The organism is Pseudomonas sp. SJZ103 (genome assembly GCF_007828335.1).
Taxonomy (GTDB): Bacteria; Pseudomonadota; Gammaproteobacteria; order Pseudomonadales; family Pseudomonadaceae; genus Aquipseudomonas.
This window is the reverse complement of the sequence record NZ_VIUN01000015.1, coordinates 29,954-51,565: the sequence shown is the minus strand read 5'-3', so window position 1 is coordinate 51,565 and position 21,612 is coordinate 29,954. Positions and strand designations below refer to the sequence as shown.

The 21,612-nt window shown below is 55.8% G+C and carries 22 protein-coding genes and 2 pseudogenes; 1 reads left to right on the top strand and 23 read right to left on the bottom strand.

What is annotated here, in order from left to right:
* The 7 genes from FBY10_RS25630 to FBY10_RS25600 all read right to left on the bottom strand — a co-directional run bounded on the left by FBY10_RS25630 (position 1) and on the right by FBY10_RS25600 (position 4,868).
* Positions 1–672, bottom strand: coding sequence for a chemotaxis protein (locus FBY10_RS25630; RefSeq protein WP_145338276.1), 672 nt, complete (start codon positions 670–672; stop codon positions 1–3).
* On the bottom strand, positions 669–1,211 hold the full coding sequence (locus tag FBY10_RS25625) for a PilL N-terminal domain-containing protein (RefSeq protein WP_145338277.1): 543 nt from the start codon (positions 1,209–1,211) through the stop codon (positions 669–671). The genes FBY10_RS25630 and FBY10_RS25625 overlap by 4 nt, the downstream gene beginning before the upstream one ends.
* A gap of 106 nt (positions 1,212–1,317) precedes the next feature.
* Positions 1,318–2,055, bottom strand: a complete 738-nt coding sequence (locus FBY10_RS25620; protein ID WP_145338278.1) for an ABC transporter substrate-binding protein — start codon at positions 2,053–2,055, stop codon at positions 1,318–1,320.
* Between the two features lie 52 nt (positions 2,056–2,107).
* Positions 2,108–2,602, bottom strand: coding sequence for a JAB domain-containing protein (locus tag FBY10_RS25615; protein WP_145338279.1), 495 nt, complete (start codon positions 2,600–2,602; stop codon positions 2,108–2,110).
* Between the two features lie 101 nt (positions 2,603–2,703).
* Positions 2,704–2,961: a hypothetical protein gene (locus FBY10_RS25610; protein WP_145338280.1), complete on the bottom strand. Its 258-nt coding sequence runs from the start codon at positions 2,959–2,961 to the stop codon at positions 2,704–2,706.
* A gap of 71 nt (positions 2,962–3,032) precedes the next feature.
* Complete coding sequence (locus FBY10_RS25605) at positions 3,033–3,614, bottom strand: STY4534 family ICE replication protein (RefSeq protein ID WP_145338281.1); 582 nt, start codon at positions 3,612–3,614, stop codon at positions 3,033–3,035.
* A 912-nt stretch (positions 3,615–4,526) separates the two neighbouring features.
* A complete protein-coding gene (locus tag FBY10_RS25600) occupies positions 4,527–4,868 on the bottom strand; it encodes a helix-turn-helix domain-containing protein (RefSeq protein WP_145338282.1) in 342 nt (113 codons plus the stop codon).
* A gap of 208 nt (positions 4,869–5,076) precedes the next feature.
* Between FBY10_RS25600 and FBY10_RS25595 the strand changes: the two genes are divergently transcribed.
* Entirely contained in the window at positions 5,077–5,334 is a 258-nt protein-coding gene (locus tag FBY10_RS25595; protein ID WP_145338283.1) for a hypothetical protein, read from the top strand.
* Between the two features lie 42 nt (positions 5,335–5,376).
* Here FBY10_RS25595 and FBY10_RS25590 read toward each other — a convergent pair.
* From FBY10_RS25590 to FBY10_RS25515, 16 genes and pseudogenes are all read right to left on the bottom strand, one after another.
* Positions 5,377–7,344 (bottom strand): annotated as a pseudogene (locus FBY10_RS25590) (DNA topoisomerase III).
* A gap of 223 nt (positions 7,345–7,567) precedes the next feature.
* Entirely contained in the window at positions 7,568–8,038 is a 471-nt protein-coding gene (locus FBY10_RS25585; RefSeq protein WP_145338284.1) for a single-stranded DNA-binding protein, read from the bottom strand.
* A complete protein-coding gene (locus tag FBY10_RS25580) occupies positions 8,035–8,553 on the bottom strand; it encodes a DUF3158 family protein (RefSeq protein WP_145338285.1) in 519 nt (172 codons plus the stop codon). Before FBY10_RS25580 ends, FBY10_RS25585 begins: the two co-directional genes overlap by 4 nt.
* Positions 8,550–9,305 (bottom strand): PFL_4669 family integrating conjugative element protein, encoded by a 756-nt coding sequence (locus tag FBY10_RS25575; RefSeq protein WP_145338286.1) that lies wholly within the window; start codon positions 9,303–9,305, stop codon positions 8,550–8,552. Before FBY10_RS25575 ends, FBY10_RS25580 begins: the two co-directional genes overlap by 4 nt.
* A 237-nt stretch (positions 9,306–9,542) precedes the next feature.
* A pseudogene (locus tag FBY10_RS25570) lies at positions 9,543–10,733 on the bottom strand (STY4528 family pathogenicity island replication protein).
* Positions 10,730–11,278, bottom strand: coding sequence for a DUF2857 domain-containing protein (locus FBY10_RS25565; protein ID WP_145338287.1), 549 nt, complete (start codon positions 11,276–11,278; stop codon positions 10,730–10,732). The pseudogene FBY10_RS25570 and the gene FBY10_RS25565 overlap by 4 nt, the downstream one beginning before the upstream one ends.
* The gene (locus tag FBY10_RS25560; protein ID WP_145338288.1) at positions 11,275–12,861 is read right to left on the bottom strand and encodes a ParB family protein; all 1,587 of its coding nucleotides are present in this window, start codon (positions 12,859–12,861) and stop codon (positions 11,275–11,277) included. The genes FBY10_RS25565 and FBY10_RS25560 overlap by 4 nt, the downstream gene beginning before the upstream one ends.
* A 14-nt stretch (positions 12,862–12,875) precedes the next feature.
* Positions 12,876–13,085, bottom strand: coding sequence for a hypothetical protein (locus FBY10_RS32060; RefSeq protein WP_145338289.1), 210 nt, complete (start codon positions 13,083–13,085; stop codon positions 12,876–12,878).
* Between the two features lie 85 nt (positions 13,086–13,170).
* Positions 13,171–14,013: a ParA family protein gene (locus FBY10_RS25550; protein WP_145338290.1), complete on the bottom strand. Its 843-nt coding sequence runs from the start codon at positions 14,011–14,013 to the stop codon at positions 13,171–13,173.
* Positions 14,014–14,053: 40 nt separating this feature from the next.
* On the bottom strand, positions 14,054–14,248 hold the full coding sequence (locus FBY10_RS25545) for an AlpA family phage regulatory protein (protein WP_145338291.1): 195 nt from the start codon (positions 14,246–14,248) through the stop codon (positions 14,054–14,056).
* A 115-nt stretch (positions 14,249–14,363) separates the two neighbouring features.
* The gene (locus tag FBY10_RS25540) at positions 14,364–15,113 is read right to left on the bottom strand and encodes a hypothetical protein (protein ID WP_145338292.1); all 750 of its coding nucleotides are present in this window, start codon (positions 15,111–15,113) and stop codon (positions 14,364–14,366) included.
* A 221-nt stretch (positions 15,114–15,334) separates the two neighbouring features.
* Positions 15,335–15,961 (bottom strand): TetR/AcrR family transcriptional regulator, encoded by a 627-nt coding sequence (locus FBY10_RS25535; protein ID WP_178116796.1) that lies wholly within the window; start codon positions 15,959–15,961, stop codon positions 15,335–15,337.
* Positions 15,962–16,417: 456 nt separating this feature from the next.
* Complete coding sequence (locus tag FBY10_RS25530) at positions 16,418–17,965, bottom strand: class I adenylate-forming enzyme family protein (protein WP_145338294.1); 1,548 nt, start codon at positions 17,963–17,965, stop codon at positions 16,418–16,420.
* Positions 17,966–18,025: 60 nt separating this feature from the next.
* Entirely contained in the window at positions 18,026–18,811 is a 786-nt protein-coding gene (locus FBY10_RS25525) for a crotonase/enoyl-CoA hydratase family protein (RefSeq protein WP_145338295.1), read from the bottom strand.
* Between the two features lie 36 nt (positions 18,812–18,847).
* A complete protein-coding gene (locus tag FBY10_RS25520) occupies positions 18,848–20,578 on the bottom strand; it encodes an acyl-CoA dehydrogenase family protein (RefSeq protein ID WP_178116795.1) in 1,731 nt (576 codons plus the stop codon).
* 46 nt (positions 20,579–20,624) lie between these two features.
* Entirely contained in the window at positions 20,625–21,602 is a 978-nt protein-coding gene (locus tag FBY10_RS25515; protein WP_145338297.1) for a 3-hydroxyacyl-CoA dehydrogenase NAD-binding domain-containing protein, read from the bottom strand.
* Between the last annotated feature and the right edge of the window lie 10 nt (positions 21,603–21,612).

Sequence of the window (21,612 nt, the reverse complement as noted above, 5' to 3'; positions counted from 1 at the left end):
TCAAGGGAGTTGCACTGTCTGGTCTGGCTGAGCAGCCACTGCGAAGATGGCCGCCTTCGGCTCCAGCACTTTCAGTCGCCATGTGCCAAGCTGCTCGCCGTTGTGCAGCAACCGGATATCGTTGAGCGAGCGACTATCAGGAGGCGCGACCGCCAGAAAGCGCTCGCCACCACGGGACTCGACACTCAACACTGAGAATGGCGGCGGGAGCAGGGCAGACTTGGGGCGAGAGGTTTTCGTCGGTTTGGCCGGGGAAGATGTCGGTGGAGGAAGTGTTGGCTGTGGCTTGAGGTCCAGGAGTTGCTGCTCGACGTGCTCAAGTCGTGCGCGTAGCGCGTTCATGTCGGCTGTGGTGGCTCGGTCTGCCAGACCGTCGCGTAGCTCCTGTATCTCTTGTGCCCATTGATCCAACATCGGGTCGAGTGTGTTGGCCTGTTGTTCACCGGAATCCACCATCTGCTTCAGGTCCTTCAGTGCATGCTGCAGCTTCTCCTGCGCGTCTTTGAGATCGCTCGAATCACGTTGCAAGGTTTGCAGGATCTGTAGGTGTTGGGCGTTCGCATTTCCCAGCTCGGTCACGCGTTGATACTGGTTATACAAACCACCACTCAGTCCGGAAACCGCCAGGCAAAGTAAGCCAACAATGATGGTTTGAAACGTCGAGGCTTTCATGGCCGTGCCTCCGTCTGATGGGACGAGTCTGGTTTAGCCGGCACGATGCCGACATCAGCTTTCTGCTGTTCGAAGCAGACCGAACGGCTGACCTCATCGGTCGTGAGTTGCCAGGCGGAGCCAGCCAATACCTGTAGTGCGCTGCGTAACGGGACCGGGCCGAGCCGGTAATGGGCTGCAGGCAGAGGTTGAGTGAAAAGTGTCTTTACTGGTTCGGTGGCAGGGCAGAGCGAATAACCCGAGCGCTGCAGCACGTAGTGCATCGCCTCCTGTACCGAGGGATTAAAGTTGGACGGTATGTTCACATCAATGATTTGAGCGAGAAGATCACGTTGCTCCGTGGTGGGCTCGGTGCTCACCAGCGTATAGCGACCATAACGGATTTCCGCCGGATGGCTTGCTTCGGCTGGGCTCCTTGATAACTGGGTCCGATTGGAACCACTGTCGATCTTTGGATCAGTCGGCAATGGGGTGGGGATTTGCGCGCTGCAGGCACTCAAAAAAACCAGCAGGCAGACAGGCGTAAAAAAACGCTCCATGAAAAAAACCTCATGTCAGATTCAGTGCAGAACCTGACATGAGGTGAAGGAGCGATTCAGTGAGAAAGTCGATTCAAGGCGGGTCGTCTTAACGCTGAACGCGTTGCTATTCATCAAAAATGGCGAGCGTGTCCAAGACGGCAGCGTCGGGGTCGAAAATCAACAAGCACACATCCGCCAATGCCGCCAGATACAGCACGTTGACCAAGGCTGCCGGCGTACCGGCATCGAGTTGCTCTTGCCTCAGCGATGAGTAAGAACAGCCCTCGATTTTGATCAGGTTATTGTCGGTCCAGGGCGTGCCGATCAGCTTACACCCGACGCCATTGCAGTCCTTCAGGGCAAAGGGTTCGAACAGCAGACCGGATGGTCTGTAGTCGAAATTGCCAGCCCGGCGCTCCAAGTAACGCAATGCTTCTTCAGTGAGGTGTGTGGTACTGATCTCCCAGATTCGACTGTAGTGTCCTGTCTCGAAGCTCAAGCGACGGATCACGGCTTCGGCATCTTCCAAGGAGTACAGATCGCCGACATGATGCCGCTCGTTGAGCATTTCGCCCATCACGGCATAGATCACTTGGCGCACCAGCCCAGTGGACTGACAGCGTTCATCCAACTCATCCGGAATGGATTGACCTTCGCTGATCAAGGCGAAATCTTCATTGAAGATGCAGGGGAACAGCTGCAGTTCATCGTCGGGCAAATGGACCTGTGAGTAGTGCAGGGGGCGAAAGCAGGGAGGGTAGTTGTTTTCGTAGGTGATCAGTAGCAGCCGTTCGATATGCAAGTTGTCGTAACCGCGAGCAAACGGGTTTGAAGCTGGGAGCAGGGCTAGGGTTTGGTTCATGAGGGGTCTCCAGAATTGAAATGAACAAGGCGCCCGTAGGCGCCTGTGAGGGTTAAAGCCAGCCGTATTCGGCAAGGGAGAGCGGGCGACCTTCACCCACTATGAAGTGATCCAGTACGCACACGTCGATCAAGGCCAAGGCCTCTTTCAACCGTGCGGTCAAAACACGGTCCGCCTGGCTGGGCTCCGTGCACCTTGAGGGATGGTTGTGAACAAAAATGACGGCTGCAGCGTTATGCGCGAGGGAGCGCTTAACGACTTGGCGGGGGTAAACGCTGGCGCCATCAATGCTGCCGTGAAAGAGGATTTCGAACGCCAGCACCCGGTGCTGGGCGTCAAAAAAAACCACACCAAAGACTTCATGTTCTTGTTGTGTAAGCTGCAGTTTTAGGTATGAGGTCACGGCGTCAGGTGACGTCAGTTTAGGACCACGGTTGAACAACCGACGGTCTAGAATATGCAGCGCTTCGTCGATCAGCAGGTTTTCTTGGACAATGCGATCAGCCTCGAAATCCGAGGTCTCAATCAGTGTGAGTTGGGGGCTCATGGCGCTACCTCCGAAGGGAATAATCAGGGGGTACACGCCCATGGGGAGTGGTATCCCCAGGGTGGGTGTGGAGTTGCAGGCGTTTGCAGGTGATGTAGGGTTTACAGCCGAGTGTATCGGTGACGTTGACCGTGTAGAGGTGAACCACAACTGTCGCAAGGCAACGTAGAAAAGGCTCTTATTCCCCAGCCGGTTTCGGGGTCGAAGTCGGCACTGATGGGCATTAAGCGAACCAGCCCACGATGTATCGCGGCGATGCGTTGTGCGATCTCATTCGGCGAGTGATACAGCGATAACGTGCTGTAGTCCTCGTAAGCCGCACCGAACAGGCAGTCGTCGCAAAGCCAGAAGGATTCCATGTTGGTTCTCCTGTGCTGATTGAAGAAAAGGCGCTCGAGGGAGCGCCTTGATGTAAAACATCATGGATTGTTCAGGCGGACTGAACAGCACGTGTGGCGACACGGCGGGCCGTGCGGGGAGTGGTGGCAGATACAGGTTTAGTCCTGAGCTCTGTTGATTTACCGATATTCTCAGCTTCGACATCAGCCGACGCTGGGGATGACTCACTGTTTGGCGCTTGCTCAGCAGATGCTGTTCCTTCCTGCCTGGCGGGCGCTTTGTATTCGAACTTGCCATTGACCTTGATCCAGTCGATGAACAGCAAACGACCTTTCAGGCTGGCGCCAGGTTGGCCTTGTTTATCGCCTTTCTCATAGAGAAATGGGTCGATCCACAGGTCACCAATACGGAACGACAGCAAGACCTTTTTCTCGGCTTTGACGGCGTCCATATAGAGGCGAATCAAGCGGTCAGCTTCGCCACCAGCGACTTTGCAATCAAAGCGGGTGTACTCCACTGCATCGGAGGCACCATGCAAGGCTGCGATATCGCAGGCCATGAATGGCTGACCGCGGCGGACCTGTACTTCACGAACACGGTTGAGGTAGCCGATACCGGCGGTGTGCAGGTTGAAGTAAGAGGTCGCTTCTTGGGATTGGTTGGCGTAGGCCATGGTGGTTCTCCTGTTTCAAGGGAAAACGGCGACGCACAGCCCCTGACGGGAAAGTGAGCCCCCGTCAGGGTGGGTAAGATGAAGTCGAGCGATGAACGACTCGCCACCGGCAAGCCGATGACCATCAGAATGAAGCTTCTGGGTGAGTAGCTGTGCAGCAGAGGAGAGTCTGCAGTGGTAACCCGCAGGCATGGAGTAGTCGGCATTCATCACCGCTTAAGCGGCAACCGCGCGAGCTTCCGAACGCTGATCGCACTTGGGTAAACCACCACGAACGTGGCGTAGCCTTGAAGGTTTTGGCTACCTGGGCTGGGCTGTCAACGACAGCGAACCACGCCCTTTGTATAAGCCTGTCACCGGGGAGCGTCAAGACGCTACAACCCGATTTTTTAAGGCCGGAATACGGTGGTAGTCACTGGAATTAAGAAAATGAAAAAAAGAAGGGTGGGCCTGGTGGTGTGCCAGGCGAGGAATAGAAAAAACCACCTTTGACGGTCTTACGCAGTCGACAAGCTCCTCGCAAAACTTGGTTGAACTGCGCAATGATTCGCCAACCGACCCTTGTCGTGGCCTGGGTCCGAATATGCTGGCACGCATCCGCGCACAAAGGGTGCCCTGTGTTTCCCCGGTGGGCTCCGGGACTGAATACGATCGCCGAAGCGGATGACCGCTATTGCCGGGTAGAGGCAACAGTGGTCATCCGCCACCACAATCAGGTCGAGCACAAAACGGGAACGAGATCCCGCAGAAGAGGAGGCTCCGAACTCGAAGAGTTTGACCGAACTGCCCGGAGCTAATCGGTCTTGGGCCGCCGTTTTAGGTTTTCCAAAGCTACTACAGCAGAGAGGTCAACACGACGTCAAGCCTGCAGGCCACCTTCATAAGACGCTACGTTGAACACGATGAAAGAGGTTACTTACTGCCGAGATGTGCAGCTAATTGTTCGACGGTTGCCAAGATAAAGGCACGGTCGTTTTCTTTCAGTCCACTCAGCAGACTCGCGATCATCTGGCCCTGGTCATTGGGGCGATTGCTCGATTCCGTCAGCAGTTCATCCATCCGGCAATCGAAAATGTCCGCCAGTTGCATCAGCTTGACCACTGAAAGCTCCACTACACCCCGTTCCAGGCGCGAGATAGCTTCGCTACCGATCCCTAAACGTTCAGCCACCTCTTCCTGAGTCAAATTACGCTCGCTGCGGTGCTTCGCGATCATGCGCCCGATTTGGGCTTGGGTTGGATGTTTATGTGCCAAGTGATGAGCTCTCCAGTTCAACCCGAATGGTTGAGCAAAGACCCGTTGACATGAACATCCTTAAGGGTTGAGTATCGACTCATTGGGTTGTTATAGTGACTGAAACAGCTGAGTATCGCGACGTGGTTTCTGTCCCTTCAGGGATCAGAGTCCAGATTGGTTAGTAAGAGCGACGGTCTGAAAGGACCCTGTTGAGGGATGGTTGAACATGGAAGATGAGAGAAAGGACGTCATGGATCTGATTTGGGATCGAACACTGGAGCTGTTCATCAAGATTCATGATTACCCGGATAACCCCGAACACTTCGAACGCCTTGTTCATTGGCTCAACGAAGATCCTGCCCATCTAAAAGCCTTCAACGAACTGGGGCAGATATGGATTTCGACAGGCATCGCTTTGGCCCGTGAAGTTGGACAACCTTTGATCGACTTGGAGCGGGATCAGGCGCCGCTGATGATGCACTGAGCGGTGCACCACCCTAACTTCATGTTGATCTCAATCGAACTGTCATGGGCGGCGCGTCTCTTTTCTGAACCGCGTAGTGCCCTTGCAGTTCGGATACTGCGAGCATGACCAGAACGGCCCAGATTTGCCCTTCCGCTTGGTCATTGAGGCATTGCAAATGGGGCAGGCCGGGCCGGCTTCGACCGGTATCGACAAGTTGAGCGCTCCATAGTGTTCGACCAACTTAGCAATCCAGTTCGCCTGCTTTGCGACGAACGCCTCCAAGGTCAGGCGTCCCGCTTCGATTTCGTCAAGCGCCTGCTCCCAGATCGCGGTCATGCCAGGATCCGCAACTGCAGCGGGTACCGCCTCGATCAGGGTATGGGCCGCCGCTGTAGCTATTAACGCGCGTTTTTTCTTCAGCAAATAACCGCGATCAATCAACCCCTTGATGATGCTGGCTCGCGTGGCTTCGGTACCGATACCGGTGGTGTCCCGAAGTTTCTGTTTCAGGCGTGGATCGTTGACCAGCTTGGCCACATTTTTCATCGCCTTGATCAGATCGCCCTCAGTGAGAGGTTTGGGGGCGGCGGTGCGCATGGACTTGAGTTCGACGTCGTCCACTGCGCACTGCGTACCCTGTTGCAAGACGGGTAAGACTTGGGACTTGTGATTGGGCTCATCCTCCTCGGTGTTTTCGTAGAGCAAGCCTTTCCAGCCCTGAACCAGGATCTGTTTGCCCACAGCGGTCAATCGCTCTGCGCCACACTCCAGTTCGACCTGGGTCCGATCAAACTCATGGTGCGGAAGAAATTGTGCGAGGTAGTGGCTCCGGATCAGTTCGTAGACATTGCGCTCTTGTTCAGACATCCGCGCAAGGTCGGCCGACTCGGTGGTGGGGATGATGGCGTGGTGCGCGGTGACCTTGGCTTCGTTCCATGCCCGTGACCGCAGTGATCGATCGAGGCTTCCGAGTGCGTGCCGCAGTGCGGGATCCGTTTTGAGCAGGGCATCGAATACCGCGGGTACCTCGTCGAACATACTCGCTGGCAAATAGCGGCAATCGCTGCGCGGGTAGGTGGTGGCTTTGTGGGTTTCATACAGGGCTTGGGCGATGTTCAGGGTTTCCTGAACGCCGAGTCCCAGCTTGCGCGAGCAGACTTCTTGCAGTGTGCTCAGGTCGAAGGGCAGGGGCGGTGGTTCTCGGAAATGCTCAGTCTGCAATGAGAGTACCGTGGCGGTCTTACTGCTAGAGATTGCTTGGCCCGTCTGACGGGCAAGCGTCTGCTGCAGGCAACGACCGGCTTCATCTTGTCATGAGCTGGGTGGTAACCACGACGCGATGAATGATTGCCCCATTGCGGACAGGTGCACCTCCACTTCCCAGTAGGGCACCGAGACGAAGCTCGCAATCGCACGATCCCGATCGACCACCAGTCGTAAAGTGGGTGTCTGGACGCGTCCAACCGACAATACGCCGTCGTAGCCCGCCCGCCGACCGAGGAGGGTAAACAAACGACTGATGTTCATGCCGATCAGCCAGTCGGCGCGGCTGCGGGCGAGGGCGGAGTGGTAGAGTGGGTAGGTCTCCTGATCAGACTTTAGTGAGGACAGTGCTTTGCGAATCGACGCCTCGTTGAGTGCGGACAGCCAGAGGCGCTGAACGGGGCCTCGATACTTGCAGCGTTCCAGTAATTCGCGGGCAATCATTTCACCTTCGCGATCGGCGTCGGTGGCGATGACGACGGTGGCCGCGTCACTGAGCAGGCGCTTGATGACTTTGAACTGCGCGGCAGTCTTGGGTTTGACCTCAACCCTCCACTGCGCAGGAGTGATCGGTAAATGATCCAGCGACCAACTCTTGAATTGTTCACCATAAGCTTCGGGCGGCGCTGTCTCCAGCAGGTGGCCGATACACCAGGTGACGGTTGTCTCTGTGCCGATCAGGCAACCATCACCACGCCGAGTGGCTCCGAGAACCTTGGCGATGTCACGACCTTGGGACGGTTTCTCACAGAGGAAGAGACGCATAGAACTGCTCCGAATTGAGTTCGGAGCAGCGTTGTTGGAAACCGCAGGTGAGGGATATGAGAAACCTGAATCGAAGGATCCTCATATTAGTCAGTCAAAGCAGCCAGGAATGGGCGAGGTTGTACCCAGTCGTATCCTGACGACAGTGTGCATATTCACGAGCAGAGAGTAAAAACGGCTCAGCAACTTCGCGCAAAGGCGCAATTTTTATGCCTGAAGTCTGTCAGTCCGTCGGTGGTTGTCCTCTGCGTTTTCTGGATTTCGACGCAGGTGAACTGGCTTGCTCTGTGTTTTGCCCGACATGTGTCGCCGATGCCGCCGGTTCACTGGAGCGTTCCCGCATGACTACGCTGTGCACGCGGTGAGGTAGGATGCCGACGCGACGGGCCTCGATCTTGAAGGTCACCCGCGCGTTATCTTCGCTGTCCTCCCATTCATCGCGCACCGTACGACCTTCGACGAGCACGCGCATGCCTTTCTGGTACAGCGTGCTCCAGTGTTCAGCCTCGCGGTGCCAAAGCTCAACCGGCGCCCAATAGCCGCCTCGATCTTCATAGCTGCCCTCGCGTGGTACGGGGTTGTCGAAGTACACATTCAGCCGCAGTAAACGCCGTGGCTCGTCATTGCCTGAGGTGAACTCTTGGAACTCTGGCGCACTGCCGATATTGCCTTCGCCGACGAAAAAAGTACTCATCGTGATACCTCCACTACGGTTGTGAACTGGCGCAACAGCCGTTCGGCACTGGCCATTTTGATCGCGCAGGTCGAGGCCTGGCGGTAGAGCGAATGGACCACACTCATCTGCAGGTTCAGTGCGATGCGATTGCATTCGAAACGGTGCAATCCCTCGCGTACGACCTGCGGCAGGGCTTTGTTGCAGACCTGGTGTTCCCAGACTGCAACCCCCATACGGGCGAAGTCGCGGGTGCGCCAACGCAAAAAGGTGCTGCCCGCGCTGGTGTTCTGCTGCACCAATCGAATGTCCAGCAGTGAGTAGGGGGGCTGTCCGGCCTGCTGCACCACAGCCTCCATCAGGTGACATAATTGCGCCTCGATTTCCCTCGCCACCTGCGCCAGATGCTCCAACTCCCCCTTACCCTTAAAAGGCTTTAAAAGGCCTTTTAGAGAGGCCGCGTGTTCGAGCTGTCGATAGGCATCCGGTGTCAATGCTTCGAAGGGCATTGGTTGGGCTGAGGTCAGGGGATTCATGCTCCGTCCCTCAGCATGTCCACCGTTGTAGGTAGCTCTCCTGCTTCCTCTGCCAGCGCATCATTGTCATCCACTGGCACAGCACCACGACGAATGATCGGCGGCGCGAACTGGGAGCGGCGATGACCCTCAAGAATGTCCATGGGGGGCAAACCTAACTTCTCGATGGCCGCCAGGGCACGGGCGTTGTTCACCGCCATGTCATCACGCGTGACGCCGGCATGCCGATAGCGTTGCGCCTGACCGAACAGGCTGCGAAGCAGATGGGCGCCGTCGTCGATCCAGGCTTCCATGTCTCTGCGACCGATCAAGGCGGTGTGATGGGCCAATAGGGTACGACGCACCAAGGTGTCGTAGTCGGTCAGCAGGTAGACCGCCAGAAAACCCAGCTGGCTGCCGATGTACAACGGCAAGGTGACGGGGTGGATGTTGAGGTTGTCGCTCATGTCGATTTGTGTCGGCAGGTCCTGCCTGATCCGATCCAGCTGTTGGGTCAGTTCCAGCATCCCGGCTTTGGCCTGAAACAGTTTTTCTTCGAGTTGCACGATGGCCCAGTCGGCATAGGGATCGTCCTGGGCCGCGGTTTGTTTGATCAGGTTGGTGACACTGATGTAGCCGGCCATGCCCATGATCGAGTGGACGCCTTCGCGTGCGGTTCGACCTTGCCAGATACGGGCGGCGTGGTGAGTGTGCAGGGTCAGGGTGATGCTGCTGCGCAATGAACCCAGATTGAGTTGATAGTGGTCGGCCACGGTGTTGTCCTCGCATTGGCTTGGACGGGAACGTTGCGACAGATGAGGGTCAAGGGCAGCCAAAAAGCTGAATGCGGTCTGTTCGGTTTGAGAGGGTTAATTTCGGAGACGTTCGTGAGTGATGTCGGTGGCATCATTTCCAGGGATGGCGATGGTTGTATGGGTCGGATTGCGCAAATTCGTCCCTTTGCGATCCCACAGTAGACCTCAGTAGATTTGATGCCACTGGCATCAAATCTACTGAGGTCCAGGGCGTTTACCGCGCAGTTGGCGTAGCTCATTCAGACACGCTTGGGCGAGAGCGGAGGCGAGTTCGCCCTGTTGTCGGGACGGACGTGACGGTGCTGTGGGGGGCGGTTCTGCAACGGGTGAGGGCGCTGTCTGACCTGCCCAAGGACGAAAATCGCCGTTCAGTGCGCGCTGGATCAGACCCATCAGATACGCCGCTGGCTTGCGGATACCTCCTGCCGTACAGCGTGCACCCGCTTCGTTGAGCACCGCCTGACGATCCGCGGGTTTTAGCTTGTTCAGCGCCACGGCGACGGCCTGATGTTCGCTTGGACTCAAGTGCAGCGTATCGGGCCAGTGCAGGTTATCCACCGCCGGGGTCGCGCGCGGTACAGTACAAGTACTTTCTTTTCATACAGTACAGGCGGCGTTCGGATTCCGAACTGCGCCTGAAACACTGGCGTTCAGACCCGGTTCGGAATCCGAACGAGGGCCTGCACGATTCCGAACGAGGTGATCTTCCCCCAGTTCGGAATCGTGCATGGTGGCGTCGATTGCTTGATCCAATCCTTGCTGCATCCAGTGTTCGCCCCAACTATCGAGCCGTGTGGGTAGCTGACCTAAATCGATACGAGTGTCCTGGCGAACTTCTTCCAGAACATGCTGAGCGACAATGCGTACAGCCTTGGTCGCATGACCGAGGGCATGTCCGACCAGCTCGAGGTAATCCTGATCCAGTTCCATGGCTTCGGCGGGGGTTAGCGGCTCATCGTGCAGGACGTACAGAGAACCTTGCAGGCGTCCGCTGAGCTGATCGCGCCCGCGACTCACCAAGCTAAGCCAGCGCGTCAGCCTGAGCATGGTCAAGACGCGAGCGATGGTTTCACGTGAGGCTGACGCGCCGTAGGGCACGCTCGACAGGTAAGGCTGCAAATCCTCATAGCGCGGTGTGACCACGCCCTGGCCTTGCAGCATGAGTCGAAACACCTGTCAGGCATTACGTTCCAATGGTGTCAGCCGATGATCCAACAGCAGGCGACGCGGCACGACTTCGTGTGATTGGCCGCTGAATAGAAAGCCAGCCTGCAGAGCCTGGTTGGACGGTTGTTCAGTGGTAGGGCGTGCGGGCCAGCGTTCACTCAGCTGCTGGGTGCATTGCTGCAGGACACGCTGCCAGCGACTAGAAGGGGCAGTGTTCATGTTCCATTGCTGTACTGGCCAATCTGCTGCCAAACGATGGTCAAGCTGACCTGTTGCTCTTCGGCCAGCATCATCATGGCGTCGAGCTGATCCTCGGTACCGTCTTGAGCGCGTAGCTGGCACCATCGCTGCCAGAGGGCATGTTCCTGCGCTTCGCTCAAATGCTGAGGGCGGCCCTTGCGGGTTTCTATCTTGAGCAGACGGCGGCGCAGGGCGGTTTCCGAATGCGCCAAGCCGAAGCACTGGTACATGATGGTGCTGCTGGCGCCGAGCTTGAGCGCGCGGTTGATCAAGCGCTCGTTCTGCTCGTCGCGTTCGGCTTGCTCGATCAACCGATGCAGCACCGGCGAGTCGATCTTGACCTCGACCCAAGACACTGTGGCATGGGCCAGGCGCGACAGCGTGGTGGGCGGTAAGGATTGCAACAGGTAGATGTCGTCCTCACCCAGTCCGAGTGCTTTGCAGCGTTGCAGATTACCCAGGCGCAGCTCATGCAGTACCTGAGTCAGCATAGCCTGGTTGAGCACATTGAAGGACAGGTTCATGGCAGCTCCTTCGGTGAGTCATCTTCAGGGGTAAGCGTTAAGTCGATCAGGCGACGGGCCAGTCGGATGAGGCGATACAGCTTGATTAACAGGCTGTCGGGCAGTCGCTCCAGACCCACATCCATGGCGGGACGATCTGTGAGCGGAAGTTGGTAAACCCCCAGCAACAGCTGGCCGAACAGAGCAGAGGGCAGTTGCTTGCGATCCTCCCAGTTCACTTCGTCTTGAGCGCGCAGCAGGGCCATGAGCAGTAGGTGAACGCCGGTTGCGCGAGGCGCTGCAAGATCAACTCGCTCGATGTTGAGGACAAAGCCCAAGCCAAGCTGCTGATCGATGATGCTCTCGGGATGTCCGGCATAGGTCGCCATTTCCCGTGCCAGTCCGGCGATGGCTAAACGCAGTTGTTCCGGGCAATCCAGTGCTGGTGCAATGGTCCAGATATCGTTGGTCGTGCAGCCCTCGAGGCTCGGTGCTGTTTCGGTGGCGATCTCGCGATCGATCTGCTCGCGAATCTGTTGAACGCGTGACGGAGGACTGACCGCCGATGCGACGTTCGTTTCTGGCGGTGTGGGCGGTTCCTCTCGCGCTGTTTCGTTCTGAGTTCTGGTCTCGGTTGATTGGGGGCGTAACTCGGAGGAGGGCAATCCTACCGCAGCTTCATCCAGGCTTTTCGGATGACCATTCTCTGAGGACGCACTGGCGACAACGCCAGGCGTCGAGATTACCCGCTGGGTGTCGCTCAGTTCCAAGGCCAACATACGGTAGGACTGTCCGAGCAAGTGGCTCATGCGTTCGAGCAGTTCATCCTGGAGCTGCTCAAGGTCGAAGGACTCGGGTTCGGCATCAAAGTAGCCCAGGGTCTCGAGCCAGAAATCGGCGAACGCAACGGTGGCGGCTGGATAACGGTTCCAGGTTCGTTCAGCCTGGCTACGTAGACCGATCAGGCGCTCTATCTGAGGTTTGCCCAAACCGGCATACAGGGTTTGTGGAATGGCGGGTAATAAGTGTTCGAGGGTGTCGAGCATTCGGCTGATGTGCGACTGCGAAATCGGATAGCCTCCACCGGCAAGATGTCGTGCCAACTCACGTTGCGAGAGCACCGCTCCCTCTGCTTCGAGCATGGTTTTGAGCTTGGCTACCGCCAGAGCCCGTTCGATGAAGGTGAGTTGGCCGTGCAGATCGCTTTCAGCCAGATGGCCGAGTAGGGCGGTGATTTCATTGGTCCAAGGTCGGAACAGGCAATGAATGCGAAAGAAGCGCTCGTCGCGGGTTTCCTGCCACAGCTCGCCGAGAATCGCCAAGCGCGTATTACCGCCGTTGCGAATGATGAAATAGGTTTCACCCGGGCGGCGGGTAATTGGTGGCGGTTGATCCAGCCCGCGTTCACGGATTGAAGCCTTGATATCGTCGTACAGCGAATTACGGATGAAACGCGGGTTGTGTTCGTAGGGCCGCAACTGCTCCAGCGTGACCAATATAGGCGTGTCAGCAAGTGGATCGGACAGCCGCTCCAGTTCCGGCCCTCGAGGGAAATGGTCCCGGTGCAGCTTGTCGGTGATCTCCTCCTGACTGAGCTTCTTCATCGGAACAACCTCACTTAACGCCGGTTACGCAAATGGTCACCGACCTCGAACTTGACGATCTCGGCAGTGCCCGATCCTTCGAAATGTTGGGGAAGTTCTGCGAGGAACCAACCTATCGCCGAGCGCCCACCATGCAGGCGAAAGACCACGGTGCAGTACTCCTCGCAAGGTGGGTGGTGTGGTCGAATGGAGGGTTGAACGATGATGGGAAGCTGATCCAACATTAGAAGTCTCCTTGCCAAACACCGTTGGCCTCAAGGTCGAACAAAAAAAATGAGTTGGCGAGAAATGCGGGCTTATCGATTCGTTTCATCGAACCTCCACGTATCTGCTCACCGTATAGATCGCTTCGCGCCATTCCGGAAACAACTCGATGGCCAGCGCTTGCATGGTTTCCAGCGCTGATGGCGAGCGTCGTTCACGTGAGCGGAGCGTCTCGATTCGGTGGACCGGTAGGCCAAGGGAGGCGGCATTGAGGTACGCCACTCGGTCCGGAATTACGGTGTCTAGAACAGAGATGTTGTTAGCCCCAGCGAAGGTCTCGCGCAGGCCACGGATGATCATCCGGGTGTCCACTCGAATGGCATTCACCTGGTTGAGTAGCAGTCGTAAGGGTGGTGGTGGAATGCCCATGTGGCGGAAAGGTTCGGGTTCGCTGAGCAGCTTCAAGGTGCCGCGCTGCAGTTCGCGGGCGGCGAGCATTTCCGGCGTGATGGGAGAGAGGGCGAGGTCAGAAGCCAGGATGGCCATCTCCAGCAGCACGCTACGTGCGCCCTGAGTGTCGATCAACAGCAGGTCGTAGCTGGGACGGAAGGCGTCCAGCAGATTGCGCAGCCGTAATCGCCCGTCAGGAGCGTGCAGCAGCATGGTGCTCAGCCGGCCTTGATCATCATTGGAGAGGATCAGATCGAGCCCTGTGATCACCGTCCTGGAAACAATCTGTGCAGGAGTTGTTAGGTTGAGTGCAATGAGCTCGTACGCACCTGCATCAGCCTTCTGGTTCAAGGCGTAATAGCTGGAGAGGGTGGGTTGGCTATCCAGGTCCAGCAGCAGGACTCGCAGACCAGCATCAGCCAGCAGACCACCGAGGTTGGCGGCTACTGTGGTTTTGCCCACCCCGCCTTTGGTGGAAACCACCGATACCACACGCATAGCATCAGGCCTGCTGACCCAAGCGCTCAACGACCCATTGCTAGATCTCCAGCGAGTCCCAGCCCACTGCGCGCAGTCCAATGCGTTTGGCTTGGGGGAATTTACCTTCCCTCATCAAGTTGTAGATGTGTGCCCGTTTGAAGCCAGTTTTTCGTTCGACTTCTTCACGCCGCATGATGTGGCGTTCGACCTGTGGTTGAGGTGCTTCAACGATAGGTGAGGATTGGCTGGACATGCTGGTCACTCCTGGCGCCGATTGGCGTGTGATGGGAAGTGACCTGAATTGAATAGCAGAAAGGGGAGGGCGTCATTGCACTGCAATCGTACCTATTGCAGTGCAATGTATAGAATTACCTTCGAGAAAGGCTACGCCGCGCGGCGGCGAATTTCTTATCGAGCGAGCGTTTGCTCAAACCTGGGGTGCTCTCGTAGTGTGCAATTATTGAGTCAACGATAGCGGCTTGGCTATCGAACACGGAGTTGGGTTTCCCGGCAGGTGAAGATCCGAGCAGAGTTTCGAGTAAGGCGCCGATTACATACTGATATCCGGTTTCACTACGCTCGCTGAGCTTGCCTTGAGCTTTAACGAGCGCACGTAAACTTTCCCGTTCCAAACCGATAGCCTTGAGCTCTTCAAGCAGCTCACGAAGGGCGGTGTCACTTGCTTTTAGCTCTACTTCAAGCGCGTCTCGATCAGCTCGCAACGTCAGGTAAGTACCAATGCTGATTTGCACGTTTTCAGCGGGAAGTTTCCCAAATAGGAACGTCGGACGCTGATCCGGGTAATGATGCAACATCCACCATTTCAGATCAGTATGCCTAACCGTAAGAAGCCGATATTCGACGGGCACTCCGGGAGTAATCGTTGCACCGAAAATCCCATAAGGAAGCTCATGGTTCCGGACTGCATCGAAGATTCTATCGGTATTTATCTGAAGACATGGCCATTGGGGGAAGGTTTTTGTAATCAGTTCTGGGTGCTGCCACTCTGACTCAAGAATCAGCGCTTCATATTTCATCAGGTTACACCAGCGTATCGCCGCCTCTATCGGACGATAGAACCCTTTTGTAAGATGGTTGAAGTCTTGATTTGTGTACACAGAGCTGCCTCCTATCTAAAGGGCAGATCCGCTAGGTACTTTTTTAGTGCCGAGATGGCTGGAGCTTCCTTGCGGTGACTGTCCCTTTCAATGCGGATTACAATCCTTAGAATTGCCAATATTTTGCCTTTTTCAACGATGTTTCTTAGGGGGAGCTGTAAAAATCATTACTCGCTCATGGCCTGGCCTGCACCGACTCGGCCCTATAGATATTCATGTCGTCACCGTGAATGCAAACTCGTGATGAAGCAACATATAAGATCATGAAGTGTGTCCAGAGATGTGGTAGGGTCGAGTAAGTGCCAGTCGGCGAAATTTTCTATGATTAGTTGTGTGCATTGGCACAGTGTTTGTAAATTTTCAGCGTGTCTTTTTTCTTGATTTTTTAAGTGGTTTTTTATGATCCTCTCAAGTAATTCGTGTTGTTTGTTTTTTATTTTTTTGATGCAGTTTTGTTGATCTATTCGTAGGTGGCGGGTTTCATGTTTTGCTACTGTCGCATGTTTGCTGTGCTGGTTTAGATAAGTTAGGCCTGCCCGAATGTAGGCTCTCAATTGTCCAGGCGGCGAGCTGTTTGAGATGGCCGTTTTTAGCGTCTCCAGTAGGTCATCTTCATGATCTTCAATCAGTTCAAAAAGCAATGCATGTTTGTTTTTGATATGGCAATACAAAGAGCCCGGATGTATGCCAATTGCACCAGCCAGCTTTCGTAAACTGACCGCCTGGAATCCATATTCGGCAAACATTTCAAGTGCTTTCTCGCGGATTACTAGACAAGTTGCGAGTGGGCTGTATTCATACGTCGCTGGTATTAAATTAGTAGGCGCACTTAGCGTCGGGGTTCTCATGCACTTCCCCATTCAGGAATGGTTGGATTGTGATAGGCCTGATCTTGTGCCTCATCATAAGTTTGACTATGTATTATCGGTTCACGGCTAATGCTCATAATCCGATTTATTGGGCCCATGGTACATCCAAGCCGCCCCGCTTTTTTTGGGGACTTGCGCTGTATTGTAACTTCTCAAGTTCAACCGGTTACGATGGATCAAGGCGAACCCGGCGGAGCAGTGGAATTTAACTCTACCCGGCATAGCCAAGACCCGTTGTATTCCAGTGTCGTTAAGAACTGATTTGTTGGTCTTCTTGCTAGTAAAATAGGAGCAGCTAATCAAAATTGAGCCGTTCTCTAGCAGTCTTTTCAGCGTATGGCGTATGCCCGGAAGAATTTTAGTCACGTTTGCTCTCGCTCTGATCGCTCTCTACCATGGCCTGCATTAGCTGGCGGGTGCGCATTGATTAAAGCTTTAGCTGTTAACGAATTGTTCACGTAAAGACTTTCTCAGTACCTTGCCGACTGGGCTCTTAGGCAGCGTTTCGACAAGATGCACAACTTTGGGTGTTTTATATCCGGGCAGGTGCGCGCGAGCATGTTCGATAATCTGCTCCGGGCTACAGATAGCGCCGGGCTTAAGCACCACCGCCGCCACGAGTTTTTCCACCCAACGTGGGTCGGCAATACCAAAGACAGATGCCTCCAGCACTAATGGGTGCGCGCACAAGACTTCTTCCACTTCGAATGGAAAGATGTTCTCGCCACCGCTTATCACCATATCGTTCTTCCGGTCGACGATGTACAGGTAACCTTCATGATCGAGGTAGCCTAGGTCCCCGGTCCTGAACCAACCGTCTTCAAAACGCTCTTTAGTGGCATCATCACGTCGCCAATAGCCCAGCATCAGTTTGGGGCTCCTCACTAAAATCTCGCCCACAACGTCTGCGTCGGCAGCGTCTAATGATCGCTCGATACAGACTTCAGTATCGGCTAATGGCTTACCGCATGAGCGCAGCAACTGGCGATGAATTGTGCTCTTGATTGCGAGTCGATGGGCCTCCGGGCTTAGCGCGGTAATGCTACCGGCTTCTGTCGAGCCATAAGCCTGGGCAAATTCGCAGCCGCTTAAAGTTTCCATTGCGCGACCTAGAAGCTCACTGGGCATGGACGAGCCGGCATAGACGATAAGCCGAAGAGTGCTTGACGCCCCGATAAAAGCCGGCCGGCTCAACAAATCAGCCAACATGGTGGGTACCACGTGGATATTGCTGATCTGCTCGGTCCAGAACGCCTCGATGACCTGTTCAGGTTCGAACCGTTCGCGCAGGATGGTCGTACAGCCAGAGAACACGCTTGGGAACATGTAATACCAGATGCCCCCGACGTGAAAAAGAGGCATCACCATTAGAGAAACATCATTAGGGGTGAAACCGATCGCTTCGCGAGCGCAATCACGGCAGTTTTTTACGACACCACCATGGGTCAATATTGCGCCCTTTGGTGCACTGGTTGTCCCGCTGGTATAGATGATGCACGCGGCATCTTGAGCAAGGACCGGAATATCCAGAGCGGCAGGCCGATGCGCCGCCAGGGATGCGTAGCTGCGCATACCCGGTTCTGAATTGCCAATCGCTATAGTGAGCCGTGTGGCCGTCTCAGGTAACTGCCCCACTACACTGAGATAGCGATCTTCCACAAAGAACGCAGCCGGCTCACAGTCGAGTAGCAGCGTCGCCAAGTCTTCTGCAGGCATTCGCCAGTTAAGCGGTACAGGGACGAAACCGGCCCGGCACAACCCAAGGAGAACCGGCACTTCAATCCGATTCTGAGCCAGAATGGCAATGCGGTCTCCCGGGCGCAATCCGTAAGAGAAAAGTGCGGTAGCGACGGCGGCAATTTCATTGGCGAAACCAAGGAAGCTGAGCTCGCGTCGAGTGTCTCGAAAGGCCACCTTGTCGCCGAAAGTCTCGACGGCTAGATCCACCATGTCGCCAAAGGTGGCGGCTTTATTCCAGTCCATAGCTAGCTCCAAACCGTGATGTAGTGACTGTTTTTCTAGGTGTGTTGTTGTGCACGAAAATCAGGAGTTTGCTGGAGTGTCCAAGCGACGTGCTCGCTTCTCCAAGAAGTCCTGCAGGCCGCTTTGGGCTTCAGGGCTAGACTGTACGAGCGCCGCCATGATGGACTCCACAAAGAGCCCGTCGTCGTGGCTCATGTCCTGGATACGTGGCAGCGTATTAGTAATGGCGAAGTTGCTTACCGCAGAGTTTTCGGCAATGGAGGCGGCGAGCTCCTTGGCTTTAGCCAGCGCGTTACCAGACGCGACAACGTACTGGACGGCGTTGGCCGACATTGCATCATTCGCACTGAGAACACGCGATGTCAGCATCATGTCCATCATACGGGCCACGGAAATTAGCCGTGCTACACGTACCGAAGCGCCGCCGCCGACGTAAATGCCTCGACGTCCTTCAGGCAATGCGAAGAAGGCCGATTCATCAGCGACGCGAATGTGTGTCGATGCTGCCAGTTCGAAACCTGCGCCAATTGTTGCACCTGATAATGCGCTGATCCATGGGATCTGGCCTTGCTCGATCAGGTTCATGATGGCGCCTTGAGCCCGGGATGCATGCAAGGTATCGATTGGCGTACGTTCTTTGTGCTCGCTGAGGTCAAGCCCCGAAGAAAAGTTTTCGCCATGCCCGAAGATTATACCGACGCGTGCCTTCAGTTGCGCTTCGGCCACGTAAGCGCCGATCTGTTCAAACATGTCTTGGCGCATGGCGTTGCGTTTGTCCTGACGGTTAATGCCAATCAACGCAATATCGCCTTCGATTTGAAAGGTGATTTCCTGGGATCCACTCATGATTTAAACCCTATTTATTTTCTGCAAAAAAGATGTTTAGAGCGATTCGAACAGGGCAAGACGGGTGGCACCCATGTTCACTTCTGCGACCTGTCGTTGCGCGCGTGTTTCCACGTCCGACAGCCAGTAGCGTCCGAGTGCGATCAATCGTTGTGTGTTCGGATCGTCGCCCTGCAGAGAAGCAAGGCGAACCGCCATCCAAGCAGTGGCGGCTAATGTGGCGAGTTGAAGGAATGCGGTGGCACCGGCTTCAGCATCGCGTGGTGTTTCCTGCCAATCCTGTAGCTGCCCTGCGGCGGTTTCCAGATGTTGCAATACTAAGAAGGCGGGAGCGGCCAGCACAGGGTCGGCCTGCTGAAGCTCCTTCCGGGATACTTCCAGGAAGCTGATCAGTCCAGCACTCTTGCTGCGCCAGATGCGTCGATGCAGTAGGTCGAGTGCTTGTATGCCGGTGGCCCCCTCCGCAATCGACATCATGCGAGAATCCCGCAGCCATTGCTCGACGGGCCATTCTGTTGTGTAGCCGGCCCCTCCAAGCACTTGCATGGCATCACTCGAGACTTCAAAAGCCGCCTCGGAACAGGTGGCTTTTAGAATGGGCAATAGCCATTGAGTGAGCTCATGGCTTTGTGAGCGTTCATGTTCGTCGCTCAGGTACGGCAACAAGTCCAGGCGTATCGCCAGTTCAAGCACCAATGCGCGCAAGACCTCGACACGACTGTGCATGTTGAGCAACAGCCGCTGAATTTCCGCGTGTTCAGCGATCGCTACTGCGGGTTTTTTAGGATCGCCACCTTGACGACGTTCAAGGGCATAGGCGTGCGCAACCTGGCTCGCGCCAAAGGCAATGCCGACACCTTCGATAGCGACCAACGTACGCATGTTCTGAATCATCACGAACAGTTGGGGGAGGCCGCGATTGATCGTGCCGATCAACTCCGCGTGTGCGCCCTCAAAACCCATTACGCAGGTAGGCGACCCATGGAGGCCAAGCTTTTCCTCAATTCGGCGGACGAAGACACCGTTTGGTTTCCAGTTGCCTTGTTCATCACTCAGGGTATTGGGCACCAAAAAAAGGCTCAATCCGCCGCTCCCTGGGGGCGCATCGGGCGTGCGAGCCAGCAGTAAGCAGCCAATCCGCTCGACCAAATCATGATCACCAAAGGACGTCCACATTTTCTCGCCATCAATGCGCCACGAGCCGTCCTCCATGGGGGCGGCGCGCGTACGGATGCGCCCCACGTCCGAGCCTGCGTCGGGTTCAGAAATCCCAATGGATGCAGACCAGGTCCCTTCAACGAATTTGGTAATCCATTCCTGGCAGATCTCGTCACTGGCGTATTCAAGCAGGACAAGCGCCGCCGCGCGTTGAGGGCCCGTGACCATACCAATCGCCATGCACGCGCGATCAAACAGCTCCCGGCAAGCGACATTGACGAATGAAGGTAATCCTTGCCCGCCAAACTCCACAGGTTGGTCGATTGCGTTCCAGCCCTGAGCGACCAGTTGCTTCCAGGCACCCTTGTATCGATCAGGCGTCACCACGCGGCCGTTTTCCAAACGGCAGCCCAGTGCGTCGCCTTGACGATTCGCGGGATAAAGCACTTCCTCGGCAAACCGCGCGGCCGACTCGAGAATCATGGCAAGTGCGTCGCGCTCGAACATTTCAGGATCGGCATGGCATTCGCGTAAGTGCGCGTATGCAGGTACGGCCTCAATGTGCCGCAGGATTAACTCTGCTTGCTTGATGTAACCTGTGTCATTCATGTTGAAACTGCCTCGTCGAGGTTCCGAACGGCGATACCGAGCCCACTCAGGAGCGGTTCTTATTGTCAGATGGAAAAGGGTGTTCAGACACAAAGCGAAAGAACTCAATGAGCGTTTCGTCGCGCCAGTTGGCCCATTCGTCATTAGATTTTTCAGCGGTCAGTTCCTGCGCTCCAGCAACCAGTGCGGATCGAACCGCCGGGGTCAATTGAGTCGGCTCCAAGGCATCCCACCAACACTGAATGTCGTCTCCAAAACGATCAAGTAAACTGCTGAGCCCACCGGAACCACCCGCCAGGTTAAACGTCATCAGGCCACCCATGAGCGCCCAGCGTGGGCCCAAACCCAAGCGAATGGCTGCATCTATATCAGACGCACTGGCGACTCCGGTCGCGAGACAGTGCGCTGCCTCGCGCAACAGCGCGAACTGCAGACGGTTAGACAGGTGTCCCACCATCTCTCGTTTGAGATGGATGGGGTATTTGCCTAGGCCCCTATAGAACTGCAGAGCAAGCTCAACGGCTTCAGGCGAGCTTTGTGCACCACCGACGACTTCTACCAGTGGAATAATATGAGCGGGATGGAACGGGTGTCCCAGCACCAGGCGCTCAGGCGCCTGGCAGTAGGACTGCAGCTGTGACGGAGGAACTCCGCCGCTGCTGGAGAGAATCAGTCGATCGGCAGGCAAATGCGCGTCGATTTCACCGATGACCGCGCTTTTGATGACCGGACTCTCGGGCGCATTTTCTTGTACCAGGTCACTGTCTTTAGCCATCTGCGTCAACGACGTGGTGAACTGCAGGCGCTCAAGGGGTGGATGATCGCTGGTCGCGACACCAAGCCGACGCAAAGATGGCCAGCGTTCGATGACGGCCTGTTCCAATCGAGTTTGAGCCTCTTCGGCAGGGTCGCAGGCGATCACGTTGTAACCGCGAGCCAGGAGCAATGCAGCCCAGCCATAGCCCACCGCGCCAGCACCCGCCAGCCCTACGGTTTTGATCTTCTCCAATGGAATCAGCGTCATCGCACGAACC